Annotated in this window: 26 protein-coding genes; all 26 read right to left on the bottom strand. The window is 65.8% G+C overall.

All coding sequences use genetic code 11. The annotated features are described in order from the left end of the window. Positions 1–26: 26 nt before the first annotated feature. Positions 27–563 (bottom strand): hypothetical protein, encoded by a 537-nt coding sequence (locus tag ACZ7L5_RS01005; protein WP_471513281.1) that lies wholly within the window; start codon positions 561–563, stop codon positions 27–29. Beyond that, positions 556–1,101 (bottom strand): C40 family peptidase, encoded by a 546-nt coding sequence (locus ACZ7L5_RS01000; protein WP_471513279.1) that lies wholly within the window; start codon positions 1,099–1,101, stop codon positions 556–558. Before ACZ7L5_RS01000 ends, ACZ7L5_RS01005 begins: the two co-directional genes overlap by 8 nt. Next, positions 1,098–1,316, bottom strand: coding sequence for a hypothetical protein (locus ACZ7L5_RS00995; RefSeq protein ID WP_471513277.1), 219 nt, complete (start codon positions 1,314–1,316; stop codon positions 1,098–1,100). The genes ACZ7L5_RS01000 and ACZ7L5_RS00995 overlap by 4 nt, the downstream gene beginning before the upstream one ends. Beyond that, a complete protein-coding gene (locus tag ACZ7L5_RS00990; protein WP_471513276.1) occupies positions 1,313–1,756 on the bottom strand; it encodes a hypothetical protein in 444 nt (147 codons plus the stop codon). The genes ACZ7L5_RS00995 and ACZ7L5_RS00990 overlap by 4 nt, the downstream gene beginning before the upstream one ends. Beyond that, complete coding sequence (locus tag ACZ7L5_RS00985; protein WP_471513274.1) at positions 1,753–2,058, bottom strand: hypothetical protein; 306 nt, start codon at positions 2,056–2,058, stop codon at positions 1,753–1,755. The genes ACZ7L5_RS00990 and ACZ7L5_RS00985 overlap by 4 nt, the downstream gene beginning before the upstream one ends. Next, positions 2,055–2,357 (bottom strand): hypothetical protein, encoded by a 303-nt coding sequence (locus ACZ7L5_RS00980; RefSeq protein ID WP_471513273.1) that lies wholly within the window; start codon positions 2,355–2,357, stop codon positions 2,055–2,057. The genes ACZ7L5_RS00985 and ACZ7L5_RS00980 overlap by 4 nt, the downstream gene beginning before the upstream one ends. Continuing rightward, a complete protein-coding gene (locus tag ACZ7L5_RS00975) occupies positions 2,354–2,539 on the bottom strand; it encodes a hypothetical protein (protein ID WP_471513271.1) in 186 nt (61 codons plus the stop codon). The genes ACZ7L5_RS00980 and ACZ7L5_RS00975 overlap by 4 nt, the downstream gene beginning before the upstream one ends. After that, entirely contained in the window at positions 2,539–2,778 is a 240-nt protein-coding gene (locus ACZ7L5_RS00970) for a hypothetical protein (RefSeq protein ID WP_471513269.1), read from the bottom strand. The genes ACZ7L5_RS00975 and ACZ7L5_RS00970 overlap by 1 nt, the downstream gene beginning before the upstream one ends. Further along, positions 2,775–2,960, bottom strand: a complete 186-nt coding sequence (locus ACZ7L5_RS00965; protein WP_471513267.1) for a hypothetical protein — start codon at positions 2,958–2,960, stop codon at positions 2,775–2,777. The genes ACZ7L5_RS00970 and ACZ7L5_RS00965 overlap by 4 nt, the downstream gene beginning before the upstream one ends. Positions 2,961–2,988: 28 nt before the next feature. Then, complete coding sequence (locus ACZ7L5_RS00960; RefSeq protein WP_471513266.1) at positions 2,989–3,366, bottom strand: HIT family protein; 378 nt, start codon at positions 3,364–3,366, stop codon at positions 2,989–2,991. Further along, positions 3,363–4,322 carry a phosphoadenosine phosphosulfate reductase domain-containing protein gene (locus ACZ7L5_RS00955; protein ID WP_471513264.1) on the bottom strand — a complete coding sequence of 320 codons (960 nt, stop codon included), beginning with the start codon at positions 4,320–4,322 and terminating at the stop codon, positions 3,363–3,365. The genes ACZ7L5_RS00960 and ACZ7L5_RS00955 overlap by 4 nt, the downstream gene beginning before the upstream one ends. A 182-nt stretch (positions 4,323–4,504) precedes the next feature. Then, complete coding sequence (locus ACZ7L5_RS00950) at positions 4,505–4,720, bottom strand: hypothetical protein (RefSeq protein ID WP_471513262.1); 216 nt, start codon at positions 4,718–4,720, stop codon at positions 4,505–4,507. After that, a complete protein-coding gene (locus tag ACZ7L5_RS00945; RefSeq protein ID WP_471513261.1) occupies positions 4,717–5,364 on the bottom strand; it encodes an RNA ligase family protein in 648 nt (215 codons plus the stop codon). Before ACZ7L5_RS00945 ends, ACZ7L5_RS00950 begins: the two co-directional genes overlap by 4 nt. A gap of 67 nt (positions 5,365–5,431) precedes the next feature. Continuing rightward, complete coding sequence (locus ACZ7L5_RS00940) at positions 5,432–5,941, bottom strand: hypothetical protein (RefSeq protein ID WP_471513259.1); 510 nt, start codon at positions 5,939–5,941, stop codon at positions 5,432–5,434. After that, positions 5,938–6,741, bottom strand: a complete 804-nt coding sequence (locus tag ACZ7L5_RS00935; RefSeq protein WP_471513257.1) for a PD-(D/E)XK nuclease family protein — start codon at positions 6,739–6,741, stop codon at positions 5,938–5,940. Before ACZ7L5_RS00935 ends, ACZ7L5_RS00940 begins: the two co-directional genes overlap by 4 nt. Before the next feature lie 243 nt (positions 6,742–6,984). Beyond that, positions 6,985–7,740 carry a hypothetical protein gene (locus tag ACZ7L5_RS00930; RefSeq protein WP_471513255.1) on the bottom strand — a complete coding sequence of 252 codons (756 nt, stop codon included), beginning with the start codon at positions 7,738–7,740 and terminating at the stop codon, positions 6,985–6,987. 88 nt (positions 7,741–7,828) lie between these two features. Continuing rightward, on the bottom strand, positions 7,829–8,239 hold the full coding sequence (locus tag ACZ7L5_RS00925) for a hypothetical protein (RefSeq protein ID WP_471513253.1): 411 nt from the start codon (positions 8,237–8,239) through the stop codon (positions 7,829–7,831). Positions 8,240–8,621: 382 nt separating this feature from the next. Next, positions 8,622–8,864, bottom strand: coding sequence for a hypothetical protein (locus ACZ7L5_RS00920; protein ID WP_471513251.1), 243 nt, complete (start codon positions 8,862–8,864; stop codon positions 8,622–8,624). Between the two features lie 12 nt (positions 8,865–8,876). Next, positions 8,877–9,467, bottom strand: a complete 591-nt coding sequence (locus ACZ7L5_RS00915) for a deoxynucleotide monophosphate kinase family protein (protein WP_471513250.1) — start codon at positions 9,465–9,467, stop codon at positions 8,877–8,879. Positions 9,468–10,000: 533 nt separating this feature from the next. Beyond that, positions 10,001–10,897: a hypothetical protein gene (locus ACZ7L5_RS00910; protein ID WP_471513248.1), complete on the bottom strand. Its 897-nt coding sequence runs from the start codon at positions 10,895–10,897 to the stop codon at positions 10,001–10,003. Then, positions 10,898–11,200 (bottom strand): hypothetical protein, encoded by a 303-nt coding sequence (locus ACZ7L5_RS00905; RefSeq protein WP_471513246.1) that lies wholly within the window; start codon positions 11,198–11,200, stop codon positions 10,898–10,900. It lies immediately after the preceding gene. Next, complete coding sequence (locus ACZ7L5_RS00900) at positions 11,197–12,270, bottom strand: PGRP and LysM peptidoglycan-binding domain-containing protein (protein WP_471513245.1); 1,074 nt, start codon at positions 12,268–12,270, stop codon at positions 11,197–11,199. The genes ACZ7L5_RS00905 and ACZ7L5_RS00900 overlap by 4 nt, the downstream gene beginning before the upstream one ends. Before the next feature lie 69 nt (positions 12,271–12,339). Next, positions 12,340–12,972, bottom strand: a complete 633-nt coding sequence (locus ACZ7L5_RS00895) for a hypothetical protein (RefSeq protein WP_471513243.1) — start codon at positions 12,970–12,972, stop codon at positions 12,340–12,342. Between the two features lie 44 nt (positions 12,973–13,016). Next, complete coding sequence (locus ACZ7L5_RS00890; protein ID WP_471513241.1) at positions 13,017–13,271, bottom strand: hypothetical protein; 255 nt, start codon at positions 13,269–13,271, stop codon at positions 13,017–13,019. Further along, positions 13,268–14,377 carry a DUF5047 domain-containing protein gene (locus ACZ7L5_RS00885; protein WP_471513239.1) on the bottom strand — a complete coding sequence of 370 codons (1,110 nt, stop codon included), beginning with the start codon at positions 14,375–14,377 and terminating at the stop codon, positions 13,268–13,270. Before ACZ7L5_RS00885 ends, ACZ7L5_RS00890 begins: the two co-directional genes overlap by 4 nt. Positions 14,378–14,384: 7 nt before the next feature. Continuing rightward, positions 14,385–16,181, bottom strand: coding sequence for a hypothetical protein (locus ACZ7L5_RS00880; protein ID WP_471513237.1), 1,797 nt, complete (start codon positions 16,179–16,181; stop codon positions 14,385–14,387). Between the last annotated feature and the right edge of the window lie 146 nt (positions 16,182–16,327).

The raw sequence follows: 16,327 nt of genomic DNA, 5'->3' as shown, positions 1-16,327 counted from the left end.
CGTGGGAGTTCGCTCCGTAAGTCGACTTACGGAGCCTCGTCGAACTCCCCGCGGGCAGCACGGCGCCCAGTGCGGTCGACGAAGGGACGGCTCTCCCGCTCCGCGGCCTCCAGCTCATAGAGGGAGTCGTAGACCGGGCGAAGGTGAGACTCCAGGAGATCCCGCGGAGTCTCCGCGCACATGGTCCAGTCACGTACGGCGCTGACGTCGGCCGCGAAGGCGCGGAGCCGTGCGTTCGCACGCCGCTCCCTGACGAGCTGAGCCTCCGCCGTCTCGTGGCCGGAGCGCCAACGGGAGACCTCCCGCTCCTTCAGCTCCAGCGCCTCCATACCGAAGTTGGCTTCGTCCGCAGCACGCCGGCGGGCGGACGTCCAGGCGAGACGGTAGCGGTCGGCCCGGTCCGCCTCCTCGTCGCGGAGCCGCTTGAACATCTCGTAGAGACTTCCCGCGTGCTCTCGGAGACGGTCGGACTCCTCCGCGCGGTGTTCCCAGTAGCCGACGAGCGACGTCAGACGCTCGATCTCCGCGTCCCGGTTCGCGACCATCTGAGCCCAGTCAGCCATGCGCCAACCTCCAGAGGTCGCGGTCCGTCGATGACACACGCTTCGTGGCAAGCAGCTTGTAGAGGTCCCCCGGCGTGACGTCGCCCGGGAGTCGGCCGTCGTCGAAGAGATGCACGCCGGCGCGGAGGTACGCCTCGTCGACGAGCTGAGAGCAAATGAGATGTCCCGTGTCGGCGACGAAGTCCCGCACCCACCGCGGACGGATCCGATAGTGGGCCAGGGCTATCGAGGCGTAGTCGACGAAGGAGTACGGAGTCCCGATGAGGCCGCGAGCAGCGAAGCAGATCCGAATGCGGTCCGCGGACGTCAGCGGGATCTTCCCCGTCGACCACACGACAGGCTCGTTCGCCTCCGCCAGCGGGATCAACTCCGCCCCGCCGGGCATGGCCTGGACGATCTCCCCGTTCCCGACGTACACGTATGCGTGCTGGACGGGAGCTGCGTCGCCCACGAACCACTGGCCGGCGGCGACGAATGCACCCGTGAAGCCGGAGATCTTCGTCAGGGCGAAGTCTCCGGGCTGGGGGTAGGTGGTCAAAGCTCCTCCACGGTCAGGGAAATGCGGAACTCGCGGGCGTTGCTGGGGAACGGGTCGCACTCCTCCACGCGCACGTGGAGATCGTCATCGGCAAACCAGAGGGGCGTGAGCCGGAGCTGCGGCCCTTCCTCGGGGACGGTGTAGCCCTTGATCCACTCCCCGAGCACGTCGAGCGCGAAGTCACGCACTTCCGTGGTCATCCCGTCGTCGGTCATCGCGTCCTCTCCTGCGTGAGTCGTGTGCGCTTCTGGCGATGCTCGAAGTCGGGAATGGGCAACGTCATGAACGCCGCCAACCAACGGCGCTGTGCGCGCTCCAAGGCGTCGTAATACGGCTGGTGATGCGCCTCGAAGGCGTCGGCCGACCTGACGAGCGGCGTCAGGATGCGCTGAAGACGGAGCCGTCCGATGTGGCGAACCAACATCCGCGTCCTCTCCCGCTCCTGCTCCAGCTCCCACTCCTGGCGGAGCCGGAGCTCGTCGACCCACCGCATCCCTTCACAGCTCTTGCAGTCGGCCGCGCGGCCGTGCCACGGCGTCTCTCGGAAGTCCTTACGGTCCTTCCGGCGTCGGCACCGCTCGCACAGGAGTGTGTTCTTACCGAGTGGGTGGTCGCGCTCGAACTGCGCGCGGATGGCATCGGCGAGGGTGGTCACGCGCCCTCCGCTCGCCGTGCTTCGCGTGCGGCAGCGTTCTCCGCCTGCGTCGTGAGCGGGGACGCGGGAAGCACGTCGACGATCACGATCCGATCGGGTCCGACATGCACCCGGTCCCGCGGCTTGCTCCACGTCGTCTCGCCGTACGAGCGACGAACCACCTTCACCCACACGCGGCCGGAGTCGGTGAACCCGTCGACGACGGCCTCCACCATGGCGACAGAGCGCCCGACGCTGGCGCCGTAGATGCAGGTTGCTCCCTCGTGGATCTCGACTCCGCGCGCGTCCTTCGCGGTGGTCATGCGTGTCCGCCCTTCGGGTCGTGGTCTCCGGCGAGCTGCGCGAGAGCGGCGAACTTGTCCCGCTGCCCTGCGCGCTCCTGGACGATCTGGTGCGCACGTCGGCAGGCGGCGACGACGGCCTCCGTCATGTCGTCGTGCCGCTCCTCCAGGACGTACGTCTCCACGATCAACCGCGACCTGAACCGGCGCTGCTCGCGGATCTCCAGCTTGTATCCGACGTGGAGCGACTCCCGCACGCGGTAGAACCACCCCTCCGGCAGCTCCGGGGCGCCGGCTTCGACGAGTTGGGCCAGGCTCATGAGCTCTCCTCCAGTTCCTTCACGCGTCGCTCCAGGCGAGCGACTTCTTCCGTCAGCAGCACGAAGAGCCGGGCAACCTCGCCCGGGATCATGAGCTTCCGGTGGGCGTCGTACATGTGGCTCTGAAACGCGCCCTCCTGCACGACGGCCAGGGCTTGAACCGTCTCGACGCTGAGCGCCATCAGGGCGCCTCCGGGTCGATCAGGTCTGCGATCACGTCAACGTCCGTCACCCGGCGTCCGGCCATGACGACGACGCCCCTGTCCAGGCCGCGGACTTCCTCCGCCAACCCGTGCGCGTGCTCTTTCAGCGCGTCACCGACGAGCGCCTCCGCCTTCGCGCGGTGCGCCTCCATGCGTCCCCGGGTGGAGACAGCGAGGAGGTTCGTCAGGGTGGAGACGAGGGTGTCGCGGGCGCTCACGCCGCCTCCCACTCCACCGTGGTGTGCTCGTCCATCTCCAGGTACAGCGCGTCAAGGTCGTCTTGACTCATCTCGACAGTCGCGACGGTCTCGCCCTTCGCGTTACGGACGTGGAGGTCGAACTCGATTCCCCGCGGAGTGACCGTCACCGACGAGCCGTCGGCCGTGTGGATGGTCTGCATCTTTCTCCTCATGAGTGATTGGCGCTCCTCAGTACGACATGCGCGACGGGATCACGCCCCGGACTCCCCCACGTGGGTGCGGGGTGTCACCACGTCGGCGCGGAATGACGTGCAAGTGCGCGTGCATGACGGTCTGGCCAGCGTCCTCACCGGCGTTGAAACCGACGTTGAAGCCGGTGATGGTCGGGTCGTCAGCGCGCAGGAACGCCGCCGTGATGCGTGCCGCGGACCACATGTCCTCGATCTCTTCCGTCCCCATCTCGAATACGTCGACGACGTGGCGCTCCGGGATGATGAGCGTGTGGCCGTCGCTCACCGGATACGCGTCCAGGAAGGAGACGACGGATCCGATCCGTGTCACCTGGTATTCGTCCGCCGCGAAAGAGCAGAACCGACAAAAGCTCATGCCGCGATCACCTTTCCGCCCGTCGCCCGGGCGTCACACGAGGAGCACATGGCCCCGGACTTGAACCGGCCCTGCTGCTTCATGGCCTGGAGATCCCGGCGGTAGGCGCCCCATCCCCACGTCCTTCGGGGCTCGGGGATGTCCTCCCGATCGGCAATGAGCGCTTCAAGCTCCTCGATCTCCGCCTGAACTTCCGGAAACCACATTCCGATCATGTCCAGCTCGTCTTTCTCCGCGAAGGCTCCGCAGAGACACTCACCGGACATATGGATCAGGTCGGAAACCTGATTTACGGGAACGTCGCCCGCCATCAGGCGATAGGTGTTGAGATCGAGCTTCATCCACATCGTCAGCGGAGACGCGTAGCACATGGAGCGCTTGCGGTCCCACGTCGTGATCGTGGCCCGACGGGCAGACTCGCTACGACGTCGGCCGCCAAGAAAGAGGATGCGCTCCTGGTGCGGCTTCCTCACGAACTCCGAGCGAGCCTGTTCGAGGCACCGCTCCTTCAGGCGCTGAAACATCTTGAAGTGCTGCGCAGGCCCGGGGAACCCAACGTCTAGTACCTGTTGCCGGTACGAGTCCTGCGGCTTGGGGGACTTCTCCATGAGTTGGAGGCCCCACGTCGCGCAGGTGTCGCGGACGAACTGTCTCGTCTGCTCGACGCCGATACCGGTGTTGGCATGGATGGCCAGGTCCGCCCGGTTGCGGAACACGTGCGCCAGGGTCGTGGAGTCGTTGCCGCCGGAGTACATGATCGCCATCGCCGCCACGCGGTGCTTGACGAAGTACTTCTCAAGAGCCCGATCCACAATCCAATGGGACAGCCCCAACAGCTCGCGGACGCGCTGCTCTCGCTCGCTCTTCGTCATCCGCGCCACGTCCTCCGGCGAGCGCTTCAGGGCGCGTGCGGCCGTGCTTGTACGCGGGAACGGAACATACAGAACGTCACTCACCCGTGTCTCTCCTCTCATGTGCTCCTACGCCGAAAGCCCCCGGCGCCGAAGCAACCGGGGGCTTGGGTACTGTGTGTGTGCGCTTTACGTCAGTGCTGCGGGGTAGGGCATTGAGACCGGTGACAACCGTGCGTCCAGCAGAAGTCAGGGCTGCGTTGCTCTTCCTCGGTCGGCACTGAGCGCTACCTCCTCCGCGTCGTCGAGGGAGCCTTGAAGGCGGGCGCCTTCGGAGTGGTGACCTTCGGCGTCTTCGCCTTCGGCTTCCGCGGGGCGTCGACGTCGATCTCAATCGACGGCACCGATGCGGAGCCTCCGGTGTCGCAGGACGTCAGCGCGAAGCCGGCGAGGATCAGAGCGACGATCGTCAGGGCAACGGCGAGTGGCGTCAGGTGCTTCATGCTGCCGCCTCCCACTTGCCCGCGTCGTTGGCGTCGAGCGTGACTTTGAAGACGCTCCGGGTCTGCGTGTGGTAGACGCAGATGCCTTCGGGGTTCATGAAGCCGGGGGCCGATCGGGAGCCGAACTCCCGGAGATCAGTCAGAGCCCCCGTGATCTCGTCCTCACTGAACGGCCCCTCGTACAGCACCGGGACCGTGTTGAGTCGGCTTCCGTCGAACACGGCCGCATCATCGTGGTTCAGGTGGTCGTACCGCTCAGTGTTGAAGAGCGAGAAGCGTCGGTCTTCCATGCCGTAATTCCGCTGGATTCCCTGCCCCCACCACTCACCGAAATGCAGACCCTCCCCCAGGAGGCGGACGAGTTCCGAGGCGTACGTGTAGACCCACGCCGCGAACCCGTAGTTGTCGGTCGTCTTCCCCGGCGTGACGATGCGCTTGCGCGACTGCGCGGTGACGTACCAGATGTGGCCGTCGACGAAGAACTCACCGGGCTTCAGGGGGTAAGCGTCGAGAGTCATACTCGGGTACTCGACGGCCGACCCCTTGCTGATGTGGATCGCGGCGTTCGTCCCGTCGAGCTTCTCCGTCACCACTACGTCGCGGAAGAGCCTCGCCGTCTTCGGCCAGGGCGTGAACTCGTGCACGTTCTCTCCTCTCGTGTGAATGCGAAGCGGGGCGCCCGATGTGGACGCCCCGCGTGTGTGCCTTGTCCTACTCGCTCTCGCCCATCAACCTCGTGATCTCGCGCGCCTGGCGCACGATGGTGGCCTTCAGCTCCTCGTCGGCCGACGCCGTGAAGAGCTCCGCCGGGACCTCCATGCGGATCGGACGGAGGGCGTCGACTGACGCCGCGTGCTTCACGGACGAGTCACGCTGCCCCGTCATCCGGTCGCGGTCGTCGGAAAGCCGGGCAACCTCGTCCGCCATCCGCGCCAGGTCGGCGGCATGGCTGTGAGCTGCTTCCTTCCAAGTGACGCGGTCCTCCGCCACTCGCCGGAGACGCTCCTTCGTCTCCTCCAGCTCCCGCTTCAGCTCCGCCTTCTCGACGTCGCCGTCCCGGATCTGTGCCGCGAGCTCCTCGAACTCCGTTGCCGAAACGACCAGGCGTACAGCTTTCGGGAGCCGACCCTGACCAGGCGCAGGATGGAGGACTTCCATCTCGTACCCGTCAGTGGGGAGATCGATGCGCACCCTCCCGCTCACGCGGTAGTGCGCCCTCACGCCGCCCTCCGCTGCGTACCCGTCTCCATCTCCCCGCCGCGCGCGATGGGCTTGCCGATCACGCGCTTCTTCCCTTCGCGCTCCCAGTCGAAGGTGCCGCGGAGGTGAAGGAACGCGTCGAACACCCACGGAGCGCACTCGACAGGGTGCAGTGCCCAGCCTTCCGGCCGGATGTGGAGAGCTGCTCCGCCGGCCATCTCCGGGACGTCGACGGACGAGCCGTCGGACGCGAGGATGATGCGGTCCGCGTAGCGGTAGGCGGCTAGCTGGAGAGCCACCGAGTCGTAAATCGCCTTCGACGTCTTCCAGTCGAGGATGACTACCTCGCCGTCCACCTTGGCGATAGCGTCGAAGCTACCCGCGTACTGATGGGTGTCGCTCCAGACGGTCTCTTCGAGGTGGATGAACTCCGGCTGGATCTCGTCGAGGAACTCACGGAACCAACGAACATGACGCTTCACGTCCACGTGGACGTGACGGTCGTTGACCGTCTCCCCTCGTGCGAGTCGCTCGAAGAGGTCGTGAGCCGCGGAGCCGAGATCGCTCGCCGCCCTCGTGAACCGTCGGGGCGCACCCTTCAGGTAGTCGACGGCGCCAGCAGGATCGCGCTCCGCCAGGCGGACGATGGTGTCGATCTGCTCGACGGCCGTCTCCGCTACGACCTTCGCGTTCCAGTAGGTCAGGAAGTCCTTCGGCGCCATGCCGACGACGCTCGTCACGCCGGGAACCTTGATTGTCCCGTTGTCGGGATCTACGTAGAAGCGGCTTCCGCCACGTTGCAGTGTGCTCACTCCGGCCATTCGGCCTCCTGTGCCGTCGTTCGTTGCTGACACAGGAGTTATGGGGGAAGCGGCGCAGGTTGTGACGCGGACCGCCGAGGAACCTGCCGCCTCCTCCCTCGCAGACAGAGTCGGTCCAAAAAGCCAAACTAACCCCTGTTTTCAACTCCCTCTAAGACGCGTTAAGAGGAGTTAGAAAATAGGGGTTAGTTTGACACTTTGGCCGTGGTGGAGGCGGAGGCGTCGGGCGACGAAGAGCCTCGACTAGCCGTCTGACCTGCGCTTTCGGGTGTGCCGACGGAGCTTCGCGATCAAGGATTGGAGCTCCGCGAGCTCGTCGTCCAGTTTGGCACGCTGCCCGTCGGTCATGTGCTCGTCGATGACGGTGAGATCGAGCTGACGGAAGACGCTAGCCCCGACCTTCGCAAGTCGGAGGTGATCAGCCGTTGCCTTGACGCCGTCGCCCTGCTCGGGGACGCGGGGCTCTGGCTCCTCCACCTTGCCCTTCGCTGTCTTCGTCTTCTTCGGCGTGGAGGCAGCGACAGCAGTGGACGCCTTAGCCGAGGCAAGGACGGCACTGTCGAGCGCTCGACGGTCCTGTAGCCGCTCTAGTGGCGACTTCGCGTTCAGGACTAGGGCTTGAAGCTCCTCCGCTGGAAGCACCTCGCGGAGGAGGTTGCCGATGTGCCACCGGACCGCGGACTGAATCCGGTCCTTCGAGTCAGGCGGGATGTTGGCGAGGCGGTACATCTCCGCCACCTCGTCGCGGTAGTCCTGCGTGCGCCCTAGCCAGTCCTCCCGGCGCTCGCGCAAAGCGACGACCACAGTTGCGATGTTCTTCAGCAGGATGGTTGGCGCGTGCTCGATCCGGGCGTACTCCCGAGCGTAAGACGCTCCACGCGCTTGGAGGGTGGCCGTCGACTCGCCCTTGACGCTGTCGAGCTGTAGAGCGGGGAGGTTGTCGACGTCGACAGGCGCAGGCTTCGCCGTCTGCCGGCGGGTGACTTCCTTCGGGCTCATCTCGTCCTCTTCCAAACGTGCTGCGGCTGACCGGGGTAGGTTACCGCGAAGTACTTCTGTGGGCTAGACCATACCCCGGTTCTGCCCTTTAGGGCGCTTCCTTGAACTCCGCTTTACACACGCCGCACACGATCGGGCCTAGCTCGAAGGCTGTTTTCGAGAACCTGCCCTTCCGCGGAGGATCACACTCGCACTGCACGCTTAGCCGGTCTGGCCTCGTGCTTCGCGACGCCGGCCGGGCATAGAGCGGGAGGGCAGACGGAATAGCCTCGTCGAGGGCTGCAATGTCGTCAACGTGGCGCTGAATGGCTTCGTCCGTTAGCGATGGCTTGTTGAAGCCTCTGCTCGCGCTCCGTTCCTGGCCGTCAGCCCAGTGAAGGCCTACCTCCTCCGCAAGGGCTAGGAAGCTCGCGTTGTGGTAGCCGCCGCGCATGGTGGTGTCTTTGATCCCGCGCTTCCACGCCAGGATGTGCGCAGCTTCGTGTCTGAGAAACTCCACGACTCCCTGGCCTCCGGCCTGGAGAGTCTCAGCGCTGACGGCGAGCCCGAGAAGGGAATCGCCTGGTCCCGTCGACCACCGTTCCGGCCCATGATCGAGCGGGAGCGGTGTCGCTGAGATAGTCGGTTGTGCGGGTGGTAGTCCCTCCACGTCCCGCCGCACTCGCTCCCATGTGGCGGCGAGTGCTTGGAGTAGAGGGCCGGGTGAGGTCGGCATGACCGGACAGTACAGGCGGCATGTCGGCCGACACAACGAGACTCTCATCCTCCGTAAGTCGACTTACGGAGTCCCGAAAACAGAAAAGCCCCCGTCCTCCCAGGTGGGGAAGACGGGGGCTTCAATGGTGGTGACCAATGTCACTTAGGTTCTACTAAGTGAATCGTCAGGCAGGAGTCACGCGCCGTCGTGCGGACTCACCTACGAGTACAGGGAGCACGGTGGCGCCAACACTGGCGATCGTCAGGGCGACGTCCCCCTCCCGCAGTGCGGGGAAGAGGAGGCCGACGGCCAGGACGAAGGACACGAGCGTCGCCCGGAGCCGTACGGGCTCCGTCGCAGCGAAGGTCTGGAGCTTGACGTAGGCGCGGAGGGTGAGGTCGTTCAGATAGGCGCGGAGCTTCTTCATGAGTGCCTTTCCTTAGAGGCGGGCGGCGTGCTTGATGGACTCGATCTCGTAGATCTCGTCCCAGATGCGTTCGAGCTGCTCGCCCAGGTGGGCAAGGTCGCCGTCGTTCTGGACGAGATACCGGGCGTCCTCCGGTCCGAGATCGCGCTCCGACTCGTGGTCGAGCTGCGGAATGCCGGGGCGGTTGATGTGGATCAGGTAGAAGCCGGCTCGGACGAGAGAGGCAGCCTCGTTCCGGTAGCGGACGTCGGTGATCACGCAGGGGACGCCGTAGTCGTTGGCGTCACGGACCTTTGCCAGCGCTGCCCGGAGCCACACCTCCTCGTCGACGCCGCGCATGGCGGCTCCGAGCTCCTGGAGGATGCGGCGGACTTCGGGGTGAGCGTCCTTGGCCTCTTCCCACCCGAGATCGCCCACGACGGTAGTCAGGTCGACGGTGTAGTCCCCGTGCTCGCTCACGTCGACGATCGGGTCCACCCTCAGCGCCGCTTCCTTCAGCGCGTCCGCGAACGCCACCCGGCGGTAGCCGTGGCCGTCGACGAAGAACTTCCCCGCTGTGTCCTTACCGGCCCGTGCGCGGCCGATGATCCCGATGTTCGGCATGGTCCCTCTCCCCTCCACTGTGCTGACACATGAGTAGTGGGGGAATCGGCCGGGGTTGTGACGCGGGGCTTCAAGTAGTAATGCGATCAACGGAGTTCAGCGCTACCCTGGAGTCAGCCGCCATCGAGGTGGCCCCCGTGTTGCGGAACCGGTCTGCCGACGACCCGGTCATCCGGCCCCACGGGGTAAGCGTGGGGGACGCCTGCTAAGTACGCGCTAGCGACGCAGCCACTGAAGCTTTGACGTCGGCAGAGCCTCAGCTCTTCCCAACCACGTACACACGTGGTGGTCGAGCTGAGGTCTGCCCACCGCACCCGGTTCGACTGCCCTCACATGAAGGGTTTCCGAACCGATGGGTGATTCCGTCATCCTTTGGCTGCTCAGCGCTTTCGGCGTCCTGGCTATCTTCCTCTTCTGCGTCAAGGGCTTCCTTGACGCGCTCCCCGACGTCTTCGCTTCATGGCACCGCGCCCGGCGTGCGTGGAGGGATGGACGGGCCGAGAGCGACGCGGACGACGACGAACAGCCCCCCGTTACGCTGTAGTTCCGTCCGTGATCAGACCGAGAGCCGCAAGCTTCGTCAGGAGGTCGGCCAGAGCCGCGCCACTCGCGCGGGATCCGGTGACGGTCTGCTTGGCTACCGGTGTCGCTCCATGGAAGCCGAGCACGTTCGCTGCGCCGTCAAGGACGTGCACAGGGCCGGAGTCTGGACCCGCGTTGAACTCCCACCGGCCGATGGCGTGGGCGAGCTGGACGCCCGCCTCCAGGCGCAGATAGACGTGCTGGTCGCCGTCGAAGTTGGGACCGGAGAACACGTTCAGCATCAGGTCGGAGCCGGTGGCTTCAAGGTCCAGGCGCGATCCCAGGGGGCGGAACCTGTAACCCTTGCCCGTGCCCATCACGGCGAATGGGGCGCCGTTGATAGTCACGACGCCCGTGAACGTCGCGCCAGCAAGGGCGGCCAGCCCGGCGAGTGCGTCGGCGAGCTCCGCCTCCGTGACCTCCCCAGGAGGTCCCTGCGGTCCTTCCGGTCCTGCGGGTCCCGCTGGTCCAGGCGGACCCTCTACGACCACGTAGTCCCCGAGAGACGGGTCCGTTGGTGCGACGTCCGCCAGGTCAACGAGCGGCGTAGCAGCGGGCAGGGCGAGGTGGAACGTCCGGCCGTTCGTGTTCCGTAGCCGCTCGACGACGGTGTACGTCCAGTTGGCCGGGTCCCCGCCGTCCGCGTCCGTCGCGATGAGGTTGACGGTGAATGCTCCGGTGGCGTCGAGCTCCACCGTTGCAGCGCCGGCGCTGATGATGTCGGCGTCGGGGAACGTCAGGTGAGCGGGAGGCTCGAAGGTGATCGTGCCGGATATCGGGGTGCCGTCCGGTCGGATGTAGCGCCCCGAGAGGGTCACCGCTTCGACGGTGATCGGTAGTTCTGGCATCTAGGCATCTCCTCGTGGAGGCTGTCGGCCGATCAGGAGGTGTTCTGCGTCGTGGCCGGCCTGCCACTCGCGCACGCTCGTCACGTGCTCCCGGATGTCGTCGATGTCGTCGCGCACGTCGTCGATGCGCGCATTCAGTGCGGTCGCTATTCCGTCCAGTGCCTCGCGGGTGGCCGTCCCCTCTGCCGCCACGGCGCCCGTAGTGCGACGCTGGAGGCTGAGGAACGCCGGGACAGCCGCGATCACGGCCGCGCCAATGACTGACGCAGCCGTGATCAGCGAGACGAGGACTTCGGAGCTCACGCCTTCGCCGTGAAGTTGTGGCGGGCGGCGAGCTTCTTCAGGGACTCCAGGCCGACGGCGCCGGTAGCCGCGGAACCCGTGTAACCGACCTTCCGTCGGAACGCGTTGTAGGCCGCCTCCGTCGTCGTCCCCCAGGAGCCGTCAGCCGCGTACTTCGCGTCGAGGAGCCCCTCCGCCTTGAGCGCGGCCTCGACGAGCTTGACCTCCGCCGGGTAGGTCGTGTGCCCGGTCGCCGCCGGGATGTCCTTCGCACGAGCGGAGTTCAGGTGCGCGACGGAGACCGTCGGCTTCGTGGCGGGCTTCGAGGTCGACGTCGCCTTGAGCTTCAGCACCTGGCCGACCTTGATCGTGTATGGCGCCTTGATGCCGTTCAGGCTCGCGATCGTCTCCCACTTGACACCCGTCTTCTCACCGATGCCGGAAAGGGTGTCCCCCGCCTTGACGGTGTACGTCGAGGAGCTGGAGCCGGTCGACGGCTTGGACGGGGCAGGCGTCGAGCCCTTCGGAGCCGCCGCGAAGAGGGCCGCGCGGTCGATCTTCCCCGGGTCCCAGTGGTCGTTGCCGGGGACGTTGCAGTGCCCGTAGTGTCCGCCCTTCGTCGCCCACGTGGTTCGGTTGCGGGAGACGTTGGCGCTGTAGGAGCCCGCGAGTGCCCCCGCCGGCCAGACGTCCGGGATGCCCCACGAGCGGATGGCGCGCATGAGGGCCTTGAAGTTCGGACCCGGCTTCCAGTACTCGGTGAACGGGCGCGCCGCCTTCGCGAGCACCTCGATCTGAATGCAGACGCGCCCGGTCCGGTTCGTCCTCGTCAGGCCGTCGTTCCGCAGGGCGCGAGCACTCTGGTTCAGGGGGCCGTACTGCGCAAGCCGGTCGGTCGTTGGGTCGTAGAGGATGTGTGGCTCAGCGCCGACGTTGATCAGGTACTGACCGACGTTCTTGAAGCTCGTGTTGCCGTGGCCGGACTCCGTGGTGTGCCAGACGACACGGCCAGGCGCCGACGGAGTGTCCATCGCTCCGCCGATGCTGCCGTCGCCGAGTCGCTCCGCTTCCTTGATCCAGATCTCACCCATGCGTGATCCCCTCCAGGGCATGAAAAAGCGCCCCGCTGCCTGCGAGGCGTGAATGTCTTGTGCTGAGCGTCAGTCGCCGGCGGGGCTGAACTGAATCCCGTCGAGTGCTATCCATCCGGGGTCGGCCATCGTGCCGCTTCCTCCCCCGTTCTCGACGGTGTACTGAAGCGTGCCGTCCGTCTTCACCTCGATGCGGGCGGAGTAGCGAGTCACTCCGCTGACGGTCACTCGCTTCGCCGGTACCTGAAAGAAGCGCATCGCGGCGGGGGCGGCACTGGACGGGATCGAGGCGAACTCCACAAGGTCGCCGTTGTCCTCGAAGGGGCCACCGGTCGTTCGCCGGACACGGCCGCGGAGTTCAATTCCTCCGCCCGCCTTCTTTCGCCAACCGGGGGAACCGGTGTGCGCGATGTAGCCCGTTTTGAAGGTCAACGGCTGCCATGGTCCGTCGGACAACAGGAGCCAACTGCCGTCGCCCTGACGTCCTTCCCACCGGTCTTCGGCGATAAGGTACGTCACCATTCCGGGAACGGGCTTCGTTGCTCCGGTCAACGCCGCAGCACGTGCGTTGGCGTTGGCGAAACGCATGACGAGCAGCGGAACGAAACCGTTGACGAGCGTTTGCATCGCCGCTTCCATGTCCGGCGCGTCGCCGAGAACCGGATACTGAACTCCCTGACTGTAGGAGTCATTTCTAGGCACGGGAGATACTCCTCAGTGAGATTTGGGGAATGGAATTCCGGGGACTATGCAAGTGCGCCGTCCACTACCCAATTCCCGTCGGGGTTCTTGGAGACCTTCACGACGTCATTGACGGCCGGCGACGAATACGACTTCAGCCGTCGGACGCTGTCGACGGGTCCGCGGTCCGTGTCGATGTCGACCGTCCCGTCCCCGTTCACGGCTGTCACTGTGGCGAGGATCCACGACGCTGCGCGCTGCTTGACGGTCTCCACGACGAGGCGCTGAACTGCGTCTATCGTCTTGCGAGGGAGCCTCACGGCGTCTCCTCCTTGCCTCCACGGAGGGCTATGGAGAAGTTCTCGTCGGCCGTCAGCGGGACTGTCAGGGACTGCACGAGGTACCGCTCCTTTCGGGCCGCGTAAGACAGGCGGATGATGTCGTTACCTTCCAGCGCCGGATTCGGCAGGGAGCTAATGGAGGTCTGAACGTTCGGCGCGATGGCGTCGAATAGCGCGTATTGCGCTGCTGCGAAACACGCTCCAGTTGTCGTCCAGAGAGCCGACGAAATCGACTTCGTCACCTTGCCAAATGGACCGCCCCACCTCGTCGGGCTCGACGGGTCCTCGTCCTTTACTATCGCGCTCACAGGGACGGACCCAGATGCCGCGTTCTGCCCTGATGCCGCAACGGCGTTGTAAACGCCCGTTCTTGGCATGGAACGGGACGCGGACATCAGCGTTCCGCCTTCGCCCTCCGCGATGTCCCACGCAACAGCGCCGTTTACCACGTCGGGCAGGTCGGTAATGACGAACCGGTTTTGAGCGTCGACGTAGATTTCCGCCTGCATCGCCAGAGCGATTTGAGCAACGGCGTCCCAACGGTCACCGCCAGCGTCCCACGTGGCAACGGCGCACGCTGGATTTCGGGCTCCGACCGTGAGGTTGACGATCACGGCATCGGGGAGGGTCTGACGAATGAGCGCCTCGATTGCGTCGACGCATCCGCCGTATCCCCGCGTGGAGGTCGGCACCTGAAACTTGTCGTCGATCAGGGCGCATTCCATCGAGGCACCCGTGACCGTCACAGGGCCGAAGTGAACGTCGCCGGAAGGCTCGTTGATGCGGAAGGTCCCGAGCGGGACCCACTCCTCCGCGCCGTTCGAGAAGCGGATTCCGCGCGACGCTACAAGCTGCTGTCCGTACGCCGCGAGCGGATCCGTCGCGGCCCAAGGGAGGAGCTTCGGGTCGGCGACGGTCAGGGATATCGTCCGCCTCGTCTTACTCCCCCGGTCGACGGTGACGGAGCCTGCCGTGAAGGGGAGGCTCGATCGGACGAGAGCGCCGTCGTAGTAGGCGTCGACCCTGGCGAGCATCGTGTGTGATGTCGCCAGGGTCGCCAGGAACGTGCTAGTGACGGGGTACATCAGTGCCTCACGTTCCGGTGTAGACGTCGAGCCACGTGGTGGCGCCGGCCAGGGCGTCGGCCCACGTGTCGCCGGAGTCCTTCACGGTCTGCCATGTGCGGTCAGCGCTTCCAGTGACGCCGCCTATTGGCCGGTCGACCTCCGTCAGCGGGAGGACCCACGTTCGGTCGTGGAACTCCGCGTACTCGACGATGGGGGCCACGGAGATATCGCCAACGGACACGTACATGTCCTCTTCGCCCCACCCGGGAGGCCACTGGAGGAGGAGCACGCTTCCTGCGTCGAGGACCCAGTCAAGGGCCTGCCGGTCCTCCGTGGTCTCCGTGACGATCGTCAGGTCTCCCGTCCGCCCTCCGCGGACGTCGCTAATGACGACGGGGAGCTTCCTGCCGCGGACTTGGCTGACGCCCTGCCGTGCTGAGCGATTCCACGTCGGCATTGGCGTCGCAACGGTTAGCTTGACCGAACGCTGTGGGAGTCCGGGGTCCTTCAGCCATACCTCCGTGGTCGACGCTTCGAGCGTCAACGGGTCGGTGAGGTAGCTGATTCTCGTCGTGCCGCCCGGGTCTGCGAGCGCCACGCGCCATCGGACCGGGACGCCTAGGGGTGCCTCGTAGTCCGTCGCAACGGCGATGTCCCCTGTGACCATCTGCGACGTCAGGTCGCCGGTCCAACCACGTACGGGCTGGGGCGTCTGACCGGCGATAACACGCATGAGCGACCACTTGTAGGTGGGTCCGCCCGTCGTCAGCCCCCGGAGGGTGATTGCGACACCGCCCCCTCCTGCCGGAACAGCCTGCGCGGTCAAGCCTCCCTGGAGCCACTCGACACGGTCCACATACCAGATTTCACCGGCAGTGGTGTCGGGGATGATCAGGCTCAGACGGGCAGACACAGCACCGACGGGGGCAAGGTCACCCATGCGAGCCACGGCCCATGATCCTGGGTTTCCAGCCCACGACTGCCAACGCGTTCGGACCGCGTCACCTGCGGAGTTGAGCCACTCGATCCGCGTTTGGTAGACGCGATTCACGCTCTTGTGTACGCACGGAGCGAATTGGTAGCCGAGCCCCTCTTGGATCCCAGTGACAGGGACGGTGATCGTTGCCACCATGTCGCCGCCGGAAGCTGTCAGCTTCATCGCGTAGGCGCCGCCGAGAACCTGCTCCGTGGTCTGCGCCTTCGTCGCACCCATGACCGTCCACCCGGACACGTCCTGCTCCATGTCCGACGTGTTGTAGGGCAGGACATTGCCCGCAACCATGAGCGCGCTCGCCGGGGCGAAGACGATTCGGTCGTAGATCCATTGCTGTCCGGCAGCCGTGGCCGTGGGAGACATCGCAACACGGGCAACCGCAGCGCCTGCCGGAGCGGTTGCGACCACGGCTATCTGCGTCCACTGCCCCGTTCCCGGAGTCCACGTCGCCGAGGAGGAGCCGATCTCCGTCCCGCCGGCGTCACGCCAATAGATCTGGATCTTCTGCGTCAGTCCTGCGGTACCTGGTGCGACTCTGGCCGTTGCGACGTACTCAACTCCAGGCGTTACGGCCGGAGCCTGCGACAGAGCGGAGCGAGCCATAACGTCGCCCGCCGCAACGGACGTGACGAGTAGCGATTGGTACCACGTGTAGGCGGAGGCGGAGAGCGCGAGGGTGCAGTTTGTAGCGGCGAACCAACCGGAAGCGTCGACCTCCACCGTCTCCGCGTTGAACGGGAGAAGATTGACGGCAACCCTGGACGTCGACGTGAGCCCCAGAAAGATCCGGTCGGCGAACCACACCTGATTCGTGGCTGTCGCCGTCACACGAACTACGACATCCGCCGTCGCAGCGTTCGCAGGAGCCGTGCCTATGGCGCCGACCTGATGCCACGCGGCAGCCGGCGCCGTAGTGAGCGGACCCTGTGACGTGCTGATGAGCGATCCGCCGGAGGTGTACCAACGGATCTCAA

It is taken from the genome of Streptomyces sp. NPDC107528, assembly GCF_055639295.1.
Note: the sequence above shows the minus strand (reverse complement) of the source record. Positions and strands in the feature narration are given on the sequence as shown.

Excerpts from the sequence above, each read along its gene's own strand:
- ACZ7L5_RS01005 (WP_471513281.1), bottom strand. The coding sequence starts at position 563 with ATGGCTGACTGGGCTCAGATGGTCGCGAACCGGGACGCGGAGATCGAG.
- ACZ7L5_RS00995 (WP_471513277.1), bottom strand. The coding sequence starts at position 1,316 with ATGACCGACGACGGGATGACCACGGAAGTGCGTGACTTCGCGCTCGAC.
- ACZ7L5_RS00985 (WP_471513274.1), bottom strand. The coding sequence starts at position 2,058 with ATGACCACCGCGAAGGACGCGCGCGGAGTCGAGATCCACGAGGGAGCA.
- ACZ7L5_RS00980 (WP_471513273.1), bottom strand. The coding sequence starts at position 2,357 with ATGAGCCTGGCCCAACTCGTCGAAGCCGGCGCCCCGGAGCTGCCGGAG.
- ACZ7L5_RS00975 (WP_471513271.1), bottom strand. The coding sequence starts at position 2,539 with ATGGCGCTCAGCGTCGAGACGGTTCAAGCCCTGGCCGTCGTGCAGGAG.
- ACZ7L5_RS00965 (WP_471513267.1), bottom strand. The coding sequence starts at position 2,960 with ATGCAGACCATCCACACGGCCGACGGCTCGTCGGTGACGGTCACTCCG.
- ACZ7L5_RS00960 (WP_471513266.1), bottom strand. The coding sequence starts at position 3,366 with ATGAGCTTTTGTCGGTTCTGCTCTTTCGCGGCGGACGAATACCAGGTG.
- ACZ7L5_RS00950 (WP_471513262.1), bottom strand. The coding sequence starts at position 4,720 with ATGAAGCACCTGACGCCACTCGCCGTTGCCCTGACGATCGTCGCTCTG.
- ACZ7L5_RS00935 (WP_471513257.1), bottom strand. The coding sequence starts at position 6,741 with ATGGCCGGAGTGAGCACACTGCAACGTGGCGGAAGCCGCTTCTACGTA.
- ACZ7L5_RS00930 (WP_471513255.1), bottom strand. The coding sequence starts at position 7,740 with ATGAGCCCGAAGGAAGTCACCCGCCGGCAGACGGCGAAGCCTGCGCCT.
- ACZ7L5_RS00920 (WP_471513251.1), bottom strand. The coding sequence starts at position 8,864 with ATGAAGAAGCTCCGCGCCTATCTGAACGACCTCACCCTCCGCGCCTAC.
- ACZ7L5_RS00915 (WP_471513250.1), bottom strand. The coding sequence starts at position 9,467 with ATGCCGAACATCGGGATCATCGGCCGCGCACGGGCCGGTAAGGACACA.
- ACZ7L5_RS00910 (WP_471513248.1), bottom strand. The coding sequence starts at position 10,897 with ATGCCAGAACTACCGATCACCGTCGAAGCGGTGACCCTCTCGGGGCGC.
- ACZ7L5_RS00900 (WP_471513245.1), bottom strand. The coding sequence starts at position 12,270 with ATGGGTGAGATCTGGATCAAGGAAGCGGAGCGACTCGGCGACGGCAGC.
- ACZ7L5_RS00885 (WP_471513239.1), bottom strand. The coding sequence starts at position 14,377 with ATGTACCCCGTCACTAGCACGTTCCTGGCGACCCTGGCGACATCACAC.